Annotated in this window: 15 protein-coding genes; 13 read left to right on the plus strand and 2 right to left on the minus strand. The window is 48.0% G+C overall.

The genetic code is table 11. The features are described from left to right. Positions 1 to 361: 361 nt before the first annotated feature. The 3 genes from OU814_RS20315 to OU814_RS20325 all read left to right on the plus strand — a co-directional run bounded on the left by OU814_RS20315 (position 362) and on the right by OU814_RS20325 (position 2,872). Positions 362 to 712, plus strand: a complete 351-nt coding sequence (locus tag OU814_RS20315; protein WP_026148496.1) for a DUF1815 family protein — start codon at positions 362 to 364, stop codon at positions 710 to 712. Positions 713 to 868: 156 nt separating this feature from the next. After that, the gene (locus OU814_RS20320) at positions 869 to 1,750 is read left to right on the plus strand and encodes an alpha/beta fold hydrolase (protein ID WP_017287058.1); all 882 of its coding nucleotides are present in this window, start codon (positions 869 to 871) and stop codon (positions 1,748 to 1,750) included. Between the two features lie 207 nt (positions 1,751 to 1,957). After that, positions 1,958 to 2,872 (plus strand): DMT family transporter, encoded by a 915-nt coding sequence (locus OU814_RS20325; RefSeq protein ID WP_268241926.1) that lies wholly within the window; start codon positions 1,958 to 1,960, stop codon positions 2,870 to 2,872. A 49-nt stretch (positions 2,873 to 2,921) separates the two neighbouring features. Here the strand turns inward: OU814_RS20325 and OU814_RS20330 are convergent, their stop codons facing one another. After that, positions 2,922 to 4,169: a methionine gamma-lyase family protein gene (locus OU814_RS20330; RefSeq protein ID WP_268241927.1), complete on the minus strand. Its 1,248-nt coding sequence runs from the start codon at positions 4,167 to 4,169 to the stop codon at positions 2,922 to 2,924. Positions 4,170 to 4,312: 143 nt separating this feature from the next. On the opposite strand from OU814_RS20330, the gene OU814_RS20335 reads away from it, so the two are divergent. The 7 genes from OU814_RS20335 to OU814_RS20365 all read left to right on the plus strand — a co-directional run bounded on the left by OU814_RS20335 (position 4,313) and on the right by OU814_RS20365 (position 12,993). Then, positions 4,313 to 5,131 (plus strand): acyl-CoA desaturase, encoded by an 819-nt coding sequence (locus tag OU814_RS20335; protein WP_268241928.1) that lies wholly within the window; start codon positions 4,313 to 4,315, stop codon positions 5,129 to 5,131. Positions 5,132 to 5,555: 424 nt separating this feature from the next. Further along, positions 5,556 to 7,172, plus strand: coding sequence for a serine/threonine protein kinase (locus OU814_RS20340; RefSeq protein ID WP_268241929.1), 1,617 nt, complete (start codon positions 5,556 to 5,558; stop codon positions 7,170 to 7,172). 70 nt (positions 7,173 to 7,242) lie between these two features. Continuing rightward, a complete protein-coding gene (locus tag OU814_RS20345; protein WP_017287066.1) occupies positions 7,243 to 7,575 on the plus strand; it encodes a DUF6825 family protein in 333 nt (110 codons plus the stop codon). A 34-nt stretch (positions 7,576 to 7,609) separates the two neighbouring features. After that, complete coding sequence (locus OU814_RS20350; RefSeq protein ID WP_017287067.1) at positions 7,610 to 9,457, plus strand: ABC1 kinase family protein; 1,848 nt, start codon at positions 7,610 to 7,612, stop codon at positions 9,455 to 9,457. 96 nt (positions 9,458 to 9,553) lie between these two features. Beyond that, positions 9,554 to 10,279, plus strand: a complete 726-nt coding sequence (locus OU814_RS20355) for a PP2C family protein-serine/threonine phosphatase (RefSeq protein WP_017287068.1) — start codon at positions 9,554 to 9,556, stop codon at positions 10,277 to 10,279. A gap of 298 nt (positions 10,280 to 10,577) precedes the next feature. Next, positions 10,578 to 11,834, plus strand: a complete 1,257-nt coding sequence (metK, locus tag OU814_RS20360) for a methionine adenosyltransferase (protein WP_017287069.1) — start codon at positions 10,578 to 10,580, stop codon at positions 11,832 to 11,834. 199 nt (positions 11,835 to 12,033) lie between these two features. Then, entirely contained in the window at positions 12,034 to 12,993 is a 960-nt protein-coding gene (locus tag OU814_RS20365) for a glycosyltransferase family 9 protein (RefSeq protein ID WP_268241930.1), read from the plus strand. A gap of 114 nt (positions 12,994 to 13,107) precedes the next feature. Here the strand turns inward: OU814_RS20365 and OU814_RS20370 are convergent, their stop codons facing one another. Further along, complete coding sequence (locus tag OU814_RS20370; protein WP_017287071.1) at positions 13,108 to 13,542, minus strand: pentapeptide repeat-containing protein; 435 nt, start codon at positions 13,540 to 13,542, stop codon at positions 13,108 to 13,110. 404 nt (positions 13,543 to 13,946) lie between these two features. On the opposite strand from OU814_RS20370, the gene OU814_RS20375 reads away from it, so the two are divergent. The 3 genes from OU814_RS20375 to nadA all read left to right on the plus strand — a co-directional run bounded on the left by OU814_RS20375 (position 13,947) and on the right by nadA (position 16,818). After that, positions 13,947 to 14,357, plus strand: coding sequence for a hypothetical protein (locus tag OU814_RS20375; protein WP_268241931.1), 411 nt, complete (start codon positions 13,947 to 13,949; stop codon positions 14,355 to 14,357). A gap of 55 nt (positions 14,358 to 14,412) precedes the next feature. Then, complete coding sequence (locus OU814_RS20380; protein ID WP_268241932.1) at positions 14,413 to 15,726, plus strand: four-carbon acid sugar kinase family protein; 1,314 nt, start codon at positions 14,413 to 14,415, stop codon at positions 15,724 to 15,726. Positions 15,727 to 15,858: 132 nt separating this feature from the next. Beyond that, positions 15,859 to 16,818 carry a quinolinate synthase NadA gene (gene nadA, locus OU814_RS20385; RefSeq protein WP_268241933.1) on the plus strand — a complete coding sequence of 320 codons (960 nt, stop codon included), beginning with the start codon at positions 15,859 to 15,861 and terminating at the stop codon, positions 16,816 to 16,818. Positions 16,819 to 16,913 lie beyond the last annotated feature (95 nt).

Here is a 16,913-nt window from a genome sequence, read left to right on the forward strand (position 1 = left end):
TGGTAGAAACAAAATCTACCGATTGAGAGTCATGCATTTCCTGATTCAGTCATTAGAATGTGCACATAGTTAATTAGCACTGAAGGCTCGGTTTCTCCACATTTTGCGACACAACACCTTTCAACCTTGCTCCCAAGGCAATTGGTAAAAAAGATTAAGAATTGCATCGTTTCTTAGACTTGTTGCGTTCGCTACTTTGGGGTTCAATTCAGTCAGTTAACATGGCAAAGACTGAGTATAAGTATCGGATTTAACATTGTCTGGAATGCTGATCTCCGTGAGGTGGAGATATTAGCAGCAAAATTAGCGGTGAAAGATTAAGAAAAGGTTTAGAATCATATGTGGTGATTGGAGGACAATTGTGTTCTTAAGACTTGCAGAACAGCACCGTCAATTCGTCAAAGACTTGGTTATGAATCTCCAGGCTTTGGCAACCGTATTGGAGAACCGGGGATATCTGGCCTCCTGTTATACCTGTGGCGGTCAAATGAATAGCGCATCGTTTATGGTGAGCCTCGGCAACAACCATCTGATTCGATTTTTGGTGTCCGATTACGGCATTACCTGGACGGAAATGAGAGACGATCGCGAATTGATGAAACTTGAAGGAGCCGAGGCAATCAGCCAGCTTCAAGAATTAGCGAATCTGGTGAAATATCAGATCAAGCCCTCTGAGTATCGTCCTACCGCAGCGGTAGAAAGCGTAATTTAGACTGGGATCGGTTGCCTAGTCGTGATCCCCTCATTTCTGTTGGTGCGCTTTCAGTGAGATAATTCAACAGAAAGTGAGGCGCATCCTTGCACAAAACCTGGTGCTCCTCATCGTGCATCGTTTTACAGCGCTTTGTGGCTGTTGTGTAAGGGTACTATGGTTTCTGATTCAGCTTGGCAGCATCAATTCATTGAAGCGAATGCGATTCGCTTGCACTACGTGACGCAGGGAGAAGGAGAGTTAGTCCTTCTGCTGCATGGATTTCCTGAGTTTTGGTATTCGTGGCGCTACCAAATTCCAGCTTTAGCAAAGCATTTCAAGGTGGTTGTTCCAGATCTTAGAGGCTACAACGATTCAGAAAAGCCAAAGAGTGGATACGATCTTGATACATTGAGTACCGATGTTCGGAGTTTAATTGAGCGATTGGGCTACTCGCGTGCTCACATTGTTGGGCATGATTGGGGTGGCGCGATCGCGTGGCGATTGGCTCAGCAGTTCCCGAATTTTATCGATCGATTGGCATTATTAAGCGCTCCCCATCCGCAGCGATTTGCCAAAGATTTGCTCAGCAATTTGGATCAGTTGCGGCGGAGTTGGTATGTGTTGGCGTTTCAGGTTCCCAATCTGCCGGAATGGCTCATTCAGTTAAATCTGAGAGAATTTGTGCGCAATATGTTCCAGGAGCAAGCGGTGCGGAAAGGCGCGTTTACTCAGGAGCAGATTCAGCAATATCAAGCGGCGTTGCAAAAACCAGGAGCACTGGCGGCGGCTGTGAATTCTTATCGGCAATTATTTTTGTCGGGGAATTGGATCGATTGGATGCGATCGCCGGATCCGATTTCTGTACCGACTCTTGTACTGTGGGGCGACGAGGATTCAATTCTCAGTCCAAAATTGATGGATGGAATTGAGCAGTGGATTTCGGCTCCATTTCAGTTCAAGCTGATTCCACACTGTGGGCACTGGATTCAACAGGAAGCTCCTCAGACTGTGAATCGAGAATTGCTGCAATTTCTGCGCAGTCCCGCTTTGGCATAGCTGCTAATTTAACGAAAGCCCAGTGTGCCTAAAATATGATCACGTCAGCGATCGCCAATCCTCATAATTTTGGAAGCAGCGAGTCTCGTGCGATCGATTCGGCTTGGAAAGATTTCGGAAAGGTCTTTCATTAAAATCTAGCCTTTTCGTGGCTTGAGCAACGCTGCCTTTTAATCTGTTGGCTGCCCGGCATGGAACTGATTTAGAATGCGAACCCGTCAGGAAGCGAAACGACTGCACACTCAACTGACGATTGTTTTAGCGATCGGGATTCTCTCCGTCTCAACCGCTGCAATTCTGATTCGACTGGCAACAAACACTGCTGGAACTTCCACAGTTGGATTTAGCCTGGTTTTAGCAGCATCTCGATTATCGATCGCGGCTTTCACCCTAATTCCCACCTGGCGATCGTTTCAACCGAGTTCACCAACTGCTGTGAAATTCGCAATTGGAGCAGGGATTGCCTTAGCGGTGCATTTTGCAGCTTGGATTTCGTCTTTGTCGTTTACGTCGATCACCGCTTCAACGACATTAGTCACGACCAATCCCATTTGGGTCGCGATCGCCAGTTGGATTTGGTTCAAAGAGAAGCCGAGTCGAGCGACATTCTGGGGCATTGCAATCGCCATGATCGGCGGAATGCTAATCGGGTTCAACAGTACAAGCCAAGGAGGAACCAATCCCCTGTTAGGAAATGGACTGGCGATCGTTGGAGCTTGGGCAGCAAGTTTCTATTTATTGCTAGGAACAGAAGCGCAACGACAAGGATTGAGCGTGAAAAGCTATATTGCGATCGCTTACAGCGTCGCTGCGATCGCGCTGTTTCCTTTGCCCTTTTTATTTGGGGCATCTTATCTCGGCTATCCCAGTGCCACCTATCTCTGCATTCTCCTTCTGGCGATCTTTCCGCAACTGATTGGACATACCAGCTTTAACTGGGCAATGCGGCATCTGCCACCCACGATCGTCACGTTGATAATTTTGCTAGAGCCAGTGGGATCGACGATTTTGGCGATCGCATTTTTCCGAGAACTTCCTGGAATACAGGTGATTTTTGGCGCGATCGTCTTATTAGTCGGTGTAGCTGTGGCAATTTTAGGGAATTCTGAAAAAGTGTCCTGATTTACATGGAACCTTCGGTATAGGGAATTGGTAGATGCACCCTGATTAATTACCCCTGACTTCGGTCGGGGGTTTTTTGTATGGCAGCGATCGCATCTTCTAGCGCGATCGCCACATGCGTCCAATGCGTCCCACCCTGGCAGAACACGACATACGGTTCGCGTAATGGGCCATCGGCAGAAAATTCCGAAGTGCTGCCATCGATAAACGTTCCGCCAGCCATGACGAGTTCGCTCTCATATCCCGGCATTCCAGAGGGAACCGGATCGAGATAAGACCCGATCGGAGAGTTTTTTTGAATCGCACGACAAAAGGCAATGATCTTTTCAGGTGAACCTAATTTGATCGCTTGAATCACATCGCGTCGAGGAGCCATAGGAGCCGGATTGACGGGATACCCTAATTTGTCAAACACATAGGCTGTGAGGTGATTTCCCTTCATCGCTTCCCCAACCATCTGAGGCGCGAGAAATAATCCCTGGAAGAGCAGGCGATTTTGCTCTAAAGTTGCTCCGCCTGAGCTACCAATTCCTGGAGCCGTTAACCGACAGGCTGCCATCTCGACTAAATCGGCTCGTCCTGCCACATACCCACCCGTTGTGACGATCGTGCCGCCCATATTTTTGATCAACGATCCTGCCATCAAGTCGGCTCCAACAGCGGTCGGCTCTTGATCAGCGACAAATTCGCCATAACAGTTATCGACGAAGCAGACCGTATTGGGATTTTGTTCTTTGACGATCGCAATAATTTTCTCAATTTCGACGATCGACAAACTGGGCCGCCAGGAATACCCACACGATCGCTGAATCGACACTAATTTCGTCTCGGGTCGAATTGCCTGTTGCAGCGCGTGCCAATCGATTAACCCATCCGGAGTCAGTTCCAACTGTCGATAGGAAACGCCTAAATCTTTGAGTGAGCCTTGATTTTCGCCTCTTAAACCGATGACTTCCTCTAAGGTGTCGTAGGGCGCGCCTGCGACACAGAGCATTTCATCACCGGGGCGAAGCACTCCATAGAGTGCCGCCGCGATCGCGTGTGTGCCTGAAACAAATTGGACTCGAACGATCGCCGCTTCGGCTTGGACGATTTGGGCAAAAACGCGATCGAGGACTTCTCGACCCAAATCATCATGACCGTATCCTGAAACACTTGCAAAATGGTGAACGCCCACCCGATGATCACGATAGGCGGTCAGCACTCTTTGTAAATTTTTCTTGACCTGAGAGTCAATACCAGAAAAAATTCTAGTTAGTGCTTGTTCCGCTTCTTTTAGCAGGATCGAGCCGTTCATGTCCGCCTCATTGATTAAAAGTTACAATTGATTAAAAGTTACAGTTAGAGATTGCGCTTTCCCGAACTGATCCGGGTTTTGGCAAACCGGGTCTTACATTGTCGCGCAAATTGAGCATCATAGTTCCGTTTAGAGACTCTTTCATGACTATTGCAACTTCCGAAAAACTGAAAATAGACTATCTCACCACAGGTTTCATGGTGGCGATTCACATCGGCGCTTTGTTTGCCTTTTTGCCAGGAAACTTTAGCTGGAGTGCAGTTGGATTAGCCATTTTCTTGCATTGGCTGACCGGAGGACTCGGAATTACGCTGGGATGGCATCGCTTGATGAGCCACCGCAGTTTCCAGGTTCCTAAATGGTTGGAGTATACGCTGGTATTCTTTGGCTCCCTCGCAATGCAAGGGGGACCGATCTGGTGGATTGGGTTACACCGTCATCATCATCTTTATTCTGATCAACCCAACGATCACCACGATTCGACCAAAGGCTTCTGGTGGAGTCACATGGAATGGATGCTGCGCGACGTTCCAGCCGAAAACGAAATTCCTAAATTCACGAAAGACATTGCAGATGATAAGTTCTATCAGTTTTTAGAGAATTATTTTGCGCTGTTGCAGGTTGCGTTGGGCGTGTTGCTTTACGCGATCGGAGGTTGGTCTTTTGTAACTTGGGGCATTTTTGTGCGCTTGGTGCTGGTTTATCACTGCACTTGGCTCGTAAATAGCGCAACGCACAAGTTTGGTTATCGGACGTATGATTCGGGCGATCAGTCAACCAATTGCTGGTGGGTTGCACTTTTGGTGTACGGCGAAGGCTGGCACAACAATCATCATGCGTTTCAGTATTCGGCACGGCATGGTCTGAAATGGTGGGAGATTGATATCACCTGGATGACAATTCGCTTGCTGGAAGTGCTCGGTCTTGCAACTAAGGTGAAGTTAGCAGAAGACAAGGCTTAGAAAAGTCTTCTAGCTGCCGTTCCTGGCTCAAGGGAACTCCATCAATCGCTGGCGAGGAGTGCAAACTCACTCGATATTGATTAGAAAATCCCGGATGCATCGTTAAGTGCGATCGTTCGGGATTTTTTGATGTCGCTTTGCCCTTCGGGATAAATCATTCCATTCACGAATTTTCGATTCGGATCAGCGATCGTGCTCACTTTGACTTTGGAACAGAGCGATGAATTTTTTGGAGGGAGTGGCGGTTATTGAATCATCGCTTGTGAAGAAGAAATCGCAGATTGTGATTTCTCTTTCTATTGGAATCCATCTGACGACAAAAAAAGCTGCCTTAATTTTTTCTATCGCAAAGACCTGTCCGGAATGTTGGGAATTGTACTCGAAGGGGTTAGCATGATTTGGATTGCGTGCAGGAGCCGTCAGGATGAAATTGCAGATGGGTGCAACCCTTCAGAATGGGAAATATCAGCTAAATCAATTTTTAGGGCGTGAAAGTTTAGGCGCAACCTATATCGCGACTCAAACTCTGCTGCAACAACCCGTTGTTATCAAAACCCTCGATCCCAGCCTGCAAGTCACTCAAAGCTTCCCGCACCTCAAAGCACGCTTCATCGAAGAAACTCGTCTTCTCGCTCGCTGTCAGCATCCGAGCTTAGTCCGCATTCTTGACTTCTTCGAAGAAGATCACCTGCCGTTTCTGGTCATGGATTATATTCCGGGTCAGACCTTACACGATCGCGTTTCCACGACCAGCGCGCCACCCCTAACGGAAGCTGAAGCCATTCATTACATGCGGCAAATCGCTTCAGCGTTGAGCGTTGCGCATCATGTCGGATTAGTTCACCGCAATATTCGCCCCGAAGCGATCGTGCGTCGGCAAGGCACAAATCTCGGTATTTTAGTCGGATTCGGACTGGCTCACGATGTTGCCATTCCAGACCTACTGCCAGACAATCCATTCGCCCCACCTGAACGCAACTGGAGCCGAGACAATCCATTCGCGATCGATCTGTACTCACTCGCGTCAACCCTCTACTATCTCCTCTCAGGACAGTTTACAAACGGTACGCTTTCCCTCGAACAACACTCGTGGAGTCCTGCGACTAAACAAGCCATCTTCCGGGGACTAACGCATGATCCCCAATGGCAAGTCCAGACCGTTGACGAATGGCTGCGGCTCCTCCCCAATACAACGCTGCCTTTAATGTCAGTAAACACGTTGCAAGCACAACCTCTATCCGTCCCCTCCAAATCATCCAATGGCAAAAATGGCAGCCTGTCCAGCGGTCATGCTCTCCCACCCATTCCTGCCGCAAATGTAACCGTTCCTCCTGCTCCGGTCAAAGTTTCACTCCCTGAACCTCCCACTCATCCTGCAATAGTGAACTCTTCAACCGTGAACTCTCCAACCGTGAATTCTTCAGCGGCGAATTCTAGAGCAGGTGCAGCAAAGCTTGCCGTTCCGGTAAAGGCAGCAATTGTGGCTCCAAATCGCTTGCCAAAATTCTTAATGTTCGCGATCGTCACGGCAGGCGCAATCGGCTTAGGGTTTGGAGTCACCCTCCGGCTCAGTGCCGCTAAAGCTCCGGGAAGCAGCATTCTGAATCCAGTTCAACCCTTTGCAGAAAAAGACTGGAAAGGCACATTAACCCCCAACGACCGCGCTGATATCTTCACCGAGACAGCAGGAAGCGCCAAATCTTCTAGCCCTTCTCAAAACTATATCGATCCTGAAGTTGATCAACGTTCCGCTAGCCCATCCCCCAACCTGCGAAAAGAACCAGAATATCCTTCACCCATCCAGCCTCGCTATCCGCGATCGCAGAGCAACCCGATCTCCCCAGCGCCGATTCAACCTGCGCCTGTCAAACCTGCTCCAGAACCCGTAGAAACCGCTCCAGAACCGAGCGATTCCCTGCCTGTCGAACCTGTCACCCCGCCAGTTACACCTCCTGCACCTATCGAACCTGTCCCGGTCAAACCTAGCACTCGTGATATCGAACCGGCTCCCCCACTTCCACGATCTGATCGTGGAGAATAATCGGTTGCGCCTTGCTCTCTCAACGTCGCACGCTATAATTCAGGCAGCGCGCTAGTAAAGTAAAGGGTTTATGAGTACTCCATTAGTTCATGCTTTCTTTGTCGGTCGAGCGATCGCGGAAGTTGTCTACGAACGTCTCGAAACAGGCGTGACCGAAGCCTTGAGCGAACTCGGTAAATTTGATGCCGAGCAGCGGGAAAACCTGCGGCAATTTGTCGATGAAGTAGTGGAACGGGCACAGCGCGAAGAAGCGATCGCGACTCAAGCCAGCACAACCACCACCATCGTTCCCACGGATTTACAAACGGGTGGAGATCTGCAAGCAACGATCGATGATCTGCGAGCAGAAATCGCCGAATTGCGGTCTGAACTTCAGCGGTATCGGACTCGTTCTAGTCAATAATTCTTTAAAGATTTCGTTTTAGTTGAGAAATTGCGTGTCTGTTTCTTCAAATGACTCCAGTTCGCCTTCGGTAGAGCCAGTCACGCCTGAGCAATCCGAGCAGCGCGATCGCCCTAATCTGTCTGACGTTACTGAGCTAAAAGCCTTGTCTTCTGCCGATCACCGCATTCCTGAGTCGCTTCCCCGTCGTCGCAAACCCCCAGAAGTCTCGTATTCCGGCAAAGCCTACCGTTGGAATCGCGAAAAATATTCGCGACAACGGCGCTTTATCGACATCTGGGCATTTGTGCTGAAACTGATGGGAGCAAGATGGCTCTACACCAAGTCTTGGAGCTACCGAGGCGGGGTTAGTGATGCCAAGAAAGCGGCGCGGCGGCAAGCTTTGGCGATCTGGATTCGAGAAACGCTGCTCGATTTAGGTCCAACGTTTATCAAAATTGGGCAGTTATTCTCAACGCGTGCAGACTTGTTTGCCGCCGAATTTGTCGAGGAGCTTTCTAAACTTCAGGATCGTGTGCCTGCTTTTAGTTACGAGCAGGTTGCCACGATTATTCAGCAGGATTTGGGCAAATCGATCGAAGAACTGTATCGGAGTTTTGACCCCATTCCCCTCGCTGCTGCAAGTCTGGGACAAGTTCACCGCGCGCAGCTTCATTCAGGTGAAGAAGTGGTCGTCAAAGTGCAGCGTCCAGGCTTGCGGAAGCTGTTTGAAATTGATTTGCAAATTCTCAAAGGAATTACACGTTATTTTCAAAACCATCCAGAATGGGGAAAAGGGCGCGATTGGTTAGGAATTTACGAAGAGTGCTGCAAGATCCTGTGGGAAGAAGTCGATTATCTCAACGAAGGACGCAACGCAGACTCATTTCGTCGGAATTTTCGAGGAGAGGATTGGGTGCATGTCCCTAGAGTCTACTGGCGATATGCCTCTCCGCGAGTTCTAACCCTGGAATATATGCCAGGCATTAAGATCAGCCATTATGACGCGCTTGAAGCTGCGGGACTCGATCGCAAAGAACTGGCGCAATTAGGAGCTAAAGCGTATCTCCACCAATTGCTGAATGACGGCTTTTTTCACGCGGATCCTCATCCTGGAAATATTGCAGTCAATCCAGACGGGGGGCTGATTTTCTATGATTTTGGCATGATGGGGCAAATTAAGCCTGTCACGCGCGAGAAATTGCTCGATACATTCTTTGGAATCGCTCAAAAAGATGGCGATCGCGTGGTCAAATCTCTCATCGAACTGGGCGCGCTTTCTCCAGCAGACGATATGGGACCCATTCGGAGATCGGTGCAGTTCATGCTCGATCATTTCATGGACAAACCGTTTGAAGAACAATCCGTGGGAGCCATTAGCGACGACTTGTATGAGATCGCTTACGATCAACCCTTCCGATTCCCCGCAACGTTTACCTTTGTCATGCGAGCGTTCTCAACCTTAGAAGGGGTCGGAAAAGGTTTAGATCCAGACTTTAACTTTATGGAGGTTGCAAAACCGTTTGCAATGCAGCTTATGACCAATGGAAATTCTCCCGATGGTGGACTCTTAAACGAGTTGAGCCGTCAAGCCGCACAAGTTGGCACGACTGCTTTTGGGCTACCTCGTCGCATCGAAGATACTCTCGATAAATTAGAGCGCGGTGATATCCGAGTCCGGGTGCGATCGACCGAAACTGATCGCATCTTACGGCGGATCAGCGGTGTGAATATGGGCACAAACTATACCTTGCTCGCTAGCGCTTTCACCGTATCTGCCACAATTTTATTGGTCAATCATCTCTATTGGATTGCCGGAATTGTTGCGGTTGCAGCTGTAGTTAGCGGCATTGCCCTGATTCGATTAATGATGAAACTCGATCGATTTGATCGAATGCCTTAAATTTTGGTGTGATTTAGGGCGAGATGTGAATAATTGAATGAGAGCAGCAGATTGACTGCCGCTTTAACTGTCTTCTACCCTCGCGCTTGAGAACTCATGAAACGCTTTTTCACTGCCGGGATGACTGATACGGGATTAATCCGATCAGTTAACCAAGATGCTTACTATGTCGATCCAGAAGAGCGATTCTTCATCGTGGCGGATGGCATGGGTGGACATGCAGGTGGGCAAGAAGCCAGTCGAATCGCGATCGAGACGATGCAAGCATTTCTTGCTCAGCAGTGGGAGACTGACCTCGATTCTGCAACTCTTCTCCGTCAAGCCGTTTTAGAAGCGAATCAAGCCATCCTCAAAGATCAGCGGTTGCATCCAGAGCGATCGGATATGGGCACGACCGCTGTTGTTGTCATTTTCCGAGATGAAGAACCGCTCTGTACTCACATTGGAGATTCGCGCCTTTATAGGCTGCGCGGAGCCAAGCTCGATCAAATTACTGAAGATCACACCTGGGTTGCACGAGCGATGCGGCTCGGCGAACTCACGCCTGATCAAGCGAGGGTTCATCCGATGCGACATGTTTTAGCGCAATGCTTAGGTCGCCCAGACTTGGAATTTGTAGAAATTCAATCGCTTTCGGTGCAATCCGGCGATCGCTTACTGCTTTGTAGTGATGGACTGACGGAAGAATTATCAGACCAGCTCATCGCAACCCATTTAAAAACGATTCGAGCTTGTGAAAAAGCAGCAACCGCTTTAATCAATGCAGCAAAAGATCGCGGTGGGCGAGACAATATCACAGTTGTAATTGTTGCTGTTCCGTAGTCAGGACAAAATTCAACATTTTCCTGGGGATCGCTCTACGGATCCGGAAAAACAGAAATAGACCATAATATGAGTAACAATCGTGCAGGATTTCAAAGACTACATGAAGATGTAGTTTGAAGATAGACCTTTTTACGTGATATTGCTAGGATGCTTGCACGTAGATTAGAACGGTTCCGATCCACTTGGCTCTTCCAAGCAATTGCTTCGGCTGTTGTTTGAGAACTAAGTGGTGTAATTTCCGCAACTGTACTGACTTCTAAAGTACTAGACCCTTAAGCGAGAGAGGAAACCACCCTTGACCCGTCGTTATTTTTTCACTTCCGAGTCCGTAACTGAAGGACATCCCGACAAGATTTGTGACCAGATTTCTGACACGATTTTAGATGCAATTCTCAGCCAAGATCCAAGTAGCCGAGTTGCCGCTGAAGTAGTTGTAAATACTGGACTTGTATTGATCACTGGTGAAATTACCACCAAAGCGAACGTCAACTACATTGACCTTGCCCGCAAGAAAATCGCTGAGATTGGTTACACTGGCGCAGAAAACGGTTTTAGTGCAAATAGCTGTGCGGTGATGATTGCCCTCGACGAGCAGTCTCCTGACATTGCTCAAGGCGTTGATACCGCTCAAGAAAGCCGTGAAGAACTCAGCCAAGAAGCACTCGATGCGATCGGGGCTGGTGATCAAGGGATTATGTTCGGGTTTGCCTGCAACGAAACTCCCGAACTGATGCCATTGCCGATTAGCTTAGCGCACCGGATTTCCCGGAAGCTCGCAGCGGTTCGCAAGACAGGTCAACTCCCTTATCTGCGTCCAGATGGTAAGACGCAAGTGACGATCGCTTACGAAGACGATCGCCCGGTTGGAATTGACACGATCCTCGTTTCGACACAGCACACTGCAGAGATCGATGGCGTTACCGACGAAGCTGCAATCCAAGAGCGCATCAAAACCGATCTTTGGGCATTGGTAGTTGAGCCTTGTTTTGCAGATATCGACATCAAACCTGATAGTGAAACTCGCTTCTTGGTCAACCCGACTGGGAAATTTGTCATTGGTGGTCCTCAAGGCGACTCTGGTTTAACCGGACGGAAAATCATTGTCGATACTTACGGTGGCTATTCTCGTCACGGTGGCGGTGCTTTCTCTGGAAAAGACCCCACAAAGGTTGACCGGAGTGCAGCGTATGCAGCTCGCTATGCCGCGAAGAACATTGTGGCAGCAGGCTTGGCTGAGAAATGTGAAGTGCAATTGAGTTATGCGATCGGGGTTGCTCGTCCGGTGAGCATCATGATCGAAACCTTTGGCACAGGCAAAGTCAGCGAAGAAGTCTTGCTGGAATTGGTGAAGACTCATTTTGAGTTGCGTCCTGCCGGAATCATTCAGACCTTTGGATTACGGACTGCACCGGGCGATCGCGATGGTCGTTTCTATCAAGATGTCGCAGCTTATGGTCACTTTGGTCGTCCTGACTTAGAGCTTCCTTGGGAGCAAACTGATAAAGCGGCTGTCTTGAAAGAAGCTGCATTATCGATGACCGCAGTTGGCTAAGATTTAGCCTTCTCATCCCCTTTAGCCTCTAGTGAGACTCTCGTTCTTCTAGAGGCTTTTTTATGATTGAGTTCCTGTTTCCTGAGACACATTCAATCGATTTCGCTCAGAAATACAATTAAGCTGAATTTCGTTCTTTCTTTGAACGATTTCTTCCCGTAGAATTAAGGGCGGAATGCAGCCTTACAATAACTGTCTTATGAGAATTCTTGCCCTAGTGCCTGGCGGCATTGGCGATCAAATCCTATTTTTTCCAACGCTGGATGATTTGAAGGCGACTTATCCTGATGCCCAAATCGATGTGGTCGTGGAGCCAAGGGCAAAGGCAGCGTATCGCGTCTCTAAATCAGTCAGCGACACAATTTTGTTCGATTTTAGTGGCAGCAATAGTTTGGCAGATTGGGGAAATTTGCTCGGGGTGTTGCGCGATCGCGAATACGATATCGCGCTTTCTCTTAGCCCAGGTTGGGGCACTGGATTTCTCTTATGGCTCAGCGGCATTCCAACCCGAATTGGATTTAGTAGAAGTTCAGCCACAGAGAGATTTCTGACTCAGGCAGTCGAGTTTAGACCGGAGCAATATGAAGCCGCAGTCTATCACGACATTTTGAAGGGATTAAAGATTGATAAACCGTTAGGCGAACTTGCAGTCAGTGTGCCAACGAAAGACTTGGAATGGGCAGATGCAGAGCGCAAGCGGCTAGGACTGCAAGATGGCGGTTATGTTCTGATGTATTCAGGTGCGGATACACAGAAGAAGGGACGTTTGAAGTCTTATCCGATCGAGAATTGGCAAAAAATCATTGCAGATTTCAAGCAAAAGCAGCCGGATCTCCCGCTTGTTCTCATCGCAGATGAAGAGAATGCAGCACTGGTCGCTGAATTGATCAAACTGTGTCCTGGAACCAAAACTTCTGCACCTGAAAATATGGGGCAACTGGTCGCCATGACCGCTGGAGCCAGTCTAGTTCTTACTACTGATGGCGCACCTATGTATGCGGCGATCGCGGCTCAGACGTTTACCTTGGCATTACTCGGCGAAACGGAACCTGCGAAGATTTTGCCAAAGAGCGATCGCGTTTTGGGCATCAAGTCGCCGACTGGAAAGATGGCAGACATTGCCCCACAGATGGTTCTCGATCGCGTTTGGGGAGGATAGAACGTTCGCTCGGTTAGCAGCATCTGGAGCGTTGAACTGAGCCGAATCGCAGCGAATTGAGAAGATTTGGCTCAAATAATCCTCAGTTCTGATTAGGGTACTCTGGTGAACTGATTAGTATTCGCCGCCTGCTGCAATGCCACTGCCGTAGACTTCAGCGTTCTGAATGTTGATGCCTGTCAGGATTGCGCCGAATGTTTCTGCATTGTAGAGACGCGCGCTTGACAAGTTGGCATTGGTTAAATTTGCACGATCGAGCGATGCATTCGTCAGGTTAATCCCGCTCAGATTTGTATCTTTGAGAATCGCACCTGTGAGATCTGCGCCTTCGAGATTTGCACCTGTGAGATTTGCGCCTGTGAGGTCTGCATCTCGGAGATCAGCGCCTAAGGCATGCAGTTCTTTTAAATCTGCACCTGTCAGATCACACCCGGAACATGCACCCGTTTGAATCAGTCGTTGGACATGTTGTGGATTTTCTGCTCGGATTGGAGCCGCGATCGACAGAGCAGTCGCACAAGCTAAAGCGATGCCAACTTTTGCAAACATAGCCATATCCTCCCAGAATCCGTAAGAGCAGGTTTATAAATTGAGTTCGTGCAGAGTTATATCAATAACTTCAAGACTATGAAATCGGATTCCAGAACGTCTCCCTCGATCGATAGGAATCTTGTCTCATTGAAGTTCGCCTAAAGTGCAATGCAGCGAATTTGCACTGGCTGGATTGAAGTTCTTGAACTGCCTAAGAAGCTCTATCTGCCTTAATTCTGCCAAATTTTCCTGTCCTTCGGGGAATTTCTCAACTTATCCTCACATTCGGACAATTTAGTTCACTTGTTTTTCTCGAAGGCAAGTGGATGGATTGAGAATTGCCATGCTTGTAACACTAAACAGATATTAAGTTTGGTAAAATCAACTTTAAGTAATGTAAAAGTTAGAGGCGAAGACATCTCATGACCGGGTTTATCCGTGGGTTCTTTTCAAAACAAACATCGAATGAAGCTGAAGCATCCGCACCTGTAGAGCGCCCGAAGCGAGAGAAGGCTGTTCGTCCTGAGAAAGAAGGCGGTGCTTTCTTTTTAGATTCCAATGAAGCGCAAACGTTTGGCAACTTGGAATACATGAAGACCTCGAAGAAAATCAGACGGACTTTCCCAAAAACTGTGGACAGCCCAGAAGAGAAAGAGTTTATTCAAGAGCTTTCGGCAATGGATCGCATCGTCAATGGCAAGCCTGAAACGAATGCGGCTCCGATCGTTGAAAGCAGTCCTGCCGAGAGCAAGACCGCTGAGAGTACTTCTCGGCGCACGGCTGGATCAGACATGGACATGTTCCTCAAGATGGCGAAGGACATTAAAAAGTAGAATAGGGCGCTTTTCCTGATAGATTGAGCGTTGTAAATGCCCAGGAGTCAGGAATATGCAACCTAAAATTATTGTTCTTGATGATGATCCAACTGGATCTCAGACGGTGCATAGTTGTTTGCTTCTGATGCAGTGGGATGTAGAAACCCTACGGTTCGGTTTGCAAGACGATGCACCGATTTTTTTTGTTTTGACGAACACGCGATCGCTAACTCCTGAAGCCGCTCAATCGATTACGCAGGAAGTCTGTCGCAATTTAAAGACAGCGATCGCTCAAACCGGAATTGAGGATTTCCTAGTCGTGAGTCGATCAGATTCGACGTTGCGAGGACATTATCCGATTGAAACTGATGCGATCGCAGAGGAACTTGGTCCATTTGATGCTCATTTCTTAGTTCCAGCCTTTTTTGAAGGGGGGAGAACGACTCGCGATAGTATTCATTATTTGAAAGTGAATGGAGTGGATACACCTGTTCATGAAACTGAATTTGCGAAGGATTCCGTTTTTGGATACAAGCATAGCTATTTGCCTGATTACGTTGAAGAGAAGACCCACGGGCGAATTCGAGCCGATCAAGTTGAGCGATTTTTGCTCGCGGATATTCGATCGGGAATTCAAGCGCGATTAGATAAGTTACAAAATAATCAATGCTGCGTTGTAGACTCTGAAACGCAATGGGATATGGATCAGTTTGCGTCAGATGTATTGGCTGTGGCATCTGAAGGGAAACGATTTTTATTTCGGAGTGCAGCGAGTTTGTTAACGTCGCTCGCGAATTTGGGAGCGCAACCGATCGCACAGGCAGAAATGGCGAAGTATGTGCGGGAAGGAAAGCCAGGTGCGGTAATTGTTGGGTCGCATGTGAAGAAAACGACTGAGCAATTGCAGAAATTGTTGGAAGCTCCGGGGACAGTTGGGGTTGAGATTCAAGTTGAGCAGTTAGTCGGATCAAATGATGCTCACGATGCTTTGCTCAATGATGCAGTTGAGAAAATTAATGAGATTCACAATGCTGGAAACACGCCTGTAGTTTACACGAGTCGGACAGAGTTGACGTTTGACGATGCCCAAACTCGGTTGAATTTTGGGGAATCGGTTTCTGGATTGTTGATGGATATTTTGCAGCATTTGCCTGCAGATATTGGATTTTTGATTAGTAAAGGTGGCATTACTTCAAATGACACCTTGAGTAAGGGATTAGCCTTGAGAACTGCGAGACTTTTGGGACAGGTTTTAGCAGGCGTTTCGATGGTCAGAACTGATTCAGATCATCCTCAGTTTCCGAATTTGCCAGTCGTGCTGTTTCCGGGAAATGTGGGAGATGAAACAGCATTGGCGACGGTTTATCGGCGGTTGAGTGGGAAGTAGGGGCTAGTGAAGTGGGGAGTAGGGAGTTTTCATTCCTTGTTCCCCACTTCTTGGTAAATTAATCCGAAATGACACTTTTATTTTTGGTAGTTTAGACTATAATTAACTAAACTCTCTAACCGACGATCGCGCATGTTTACGACTGCTGCTCCTGTTAAAACTGCTCTGCCCCGCGACTTATTTAGCGCGATCGCAGATCTCAAACGTGAATTGAATGCGGTAATTTTGGCGCATTACTATCAAGATCCAGATATTCAGGATATCGCTGATTATCTCGGCGATTCGCTAGGTTTATCGCAGCAAGCTGCTCAGACTGATGCGGATGTGATCGTATTTGCAGGCGTTCACTTCATGGCAGAAACCGCGAAAATTCTCAATCCAGATAAGCTCGTTTTGCTGCCCGATTTGAATGCAGGATGTTCCTTAGCAGATAGCTGTCCGCCCGATGAGTTTGCTAAATTTAAGGCGAAATATCCTGATCATTTGGTAATTTCCTACATAAATTGCACCGCAGACATCAAAGCAATGAGTGACATCATCTGCACCAGTGCCAACGCGGTCAAGATTGTGAATCAGATTCCCGCTGATCAGCCGATTATTTTCGCACCCGATCGTAATCTTGGAAAATACGTGATCGAGCAAACGGGGCGGGACATGGTGCTCTGGCAAGGAAGCTGTATGGTACATGAAACGTTTTCTGAAAAGAAAATGGTGCAGTTAAAAATTCAGCACACTGATGCAGAAGTGATTGCACATCCAGAATGTGAGGAAGTGGTGCTGCGTCACGCTGACTACATCGGCTCGACCACAGCCTTGCTGAACTATTGTCAAAAGAGCGATCGACAATCTTTCATCGTGGTAACTGAACCCGGCATTATCCACCAAATGCAGAAAGCTGCACCCGATAAGCAATTTATTCCGGCTCCTCCCTTGAATCAATGCGCGTGTAATGAATGCCCCCACATGCGATTGAATACTTTGGAAAAATTGTATTTGGCAATGAAAAATAAAACGCCAGAGATCACCCTGCCCGAATCGACTCGGATTGCAGCATTGCGTCCAATTCAGAAAATGCTGGCGATGAGCGTATAATATTCAGCGATTTGTTGCTCGATTTCGGATTGCAAACAATCAAAAATTGGGCAACAAATCCATCGGTACAGTAGTCAATGCCGATGAATATTCAT

Origin of the sequence: Leptolyngbya sp. GGD, from assembly GCF_026735145.1 — a bacterium.
GTDB classification, from domain to species: Bacteria; Cyanobacteriota; Cyanobacteriia; order Leptolyngbyales; family Leptolyngbyaceae; genus Leptolyngbya; species Leptolyngbya boryana.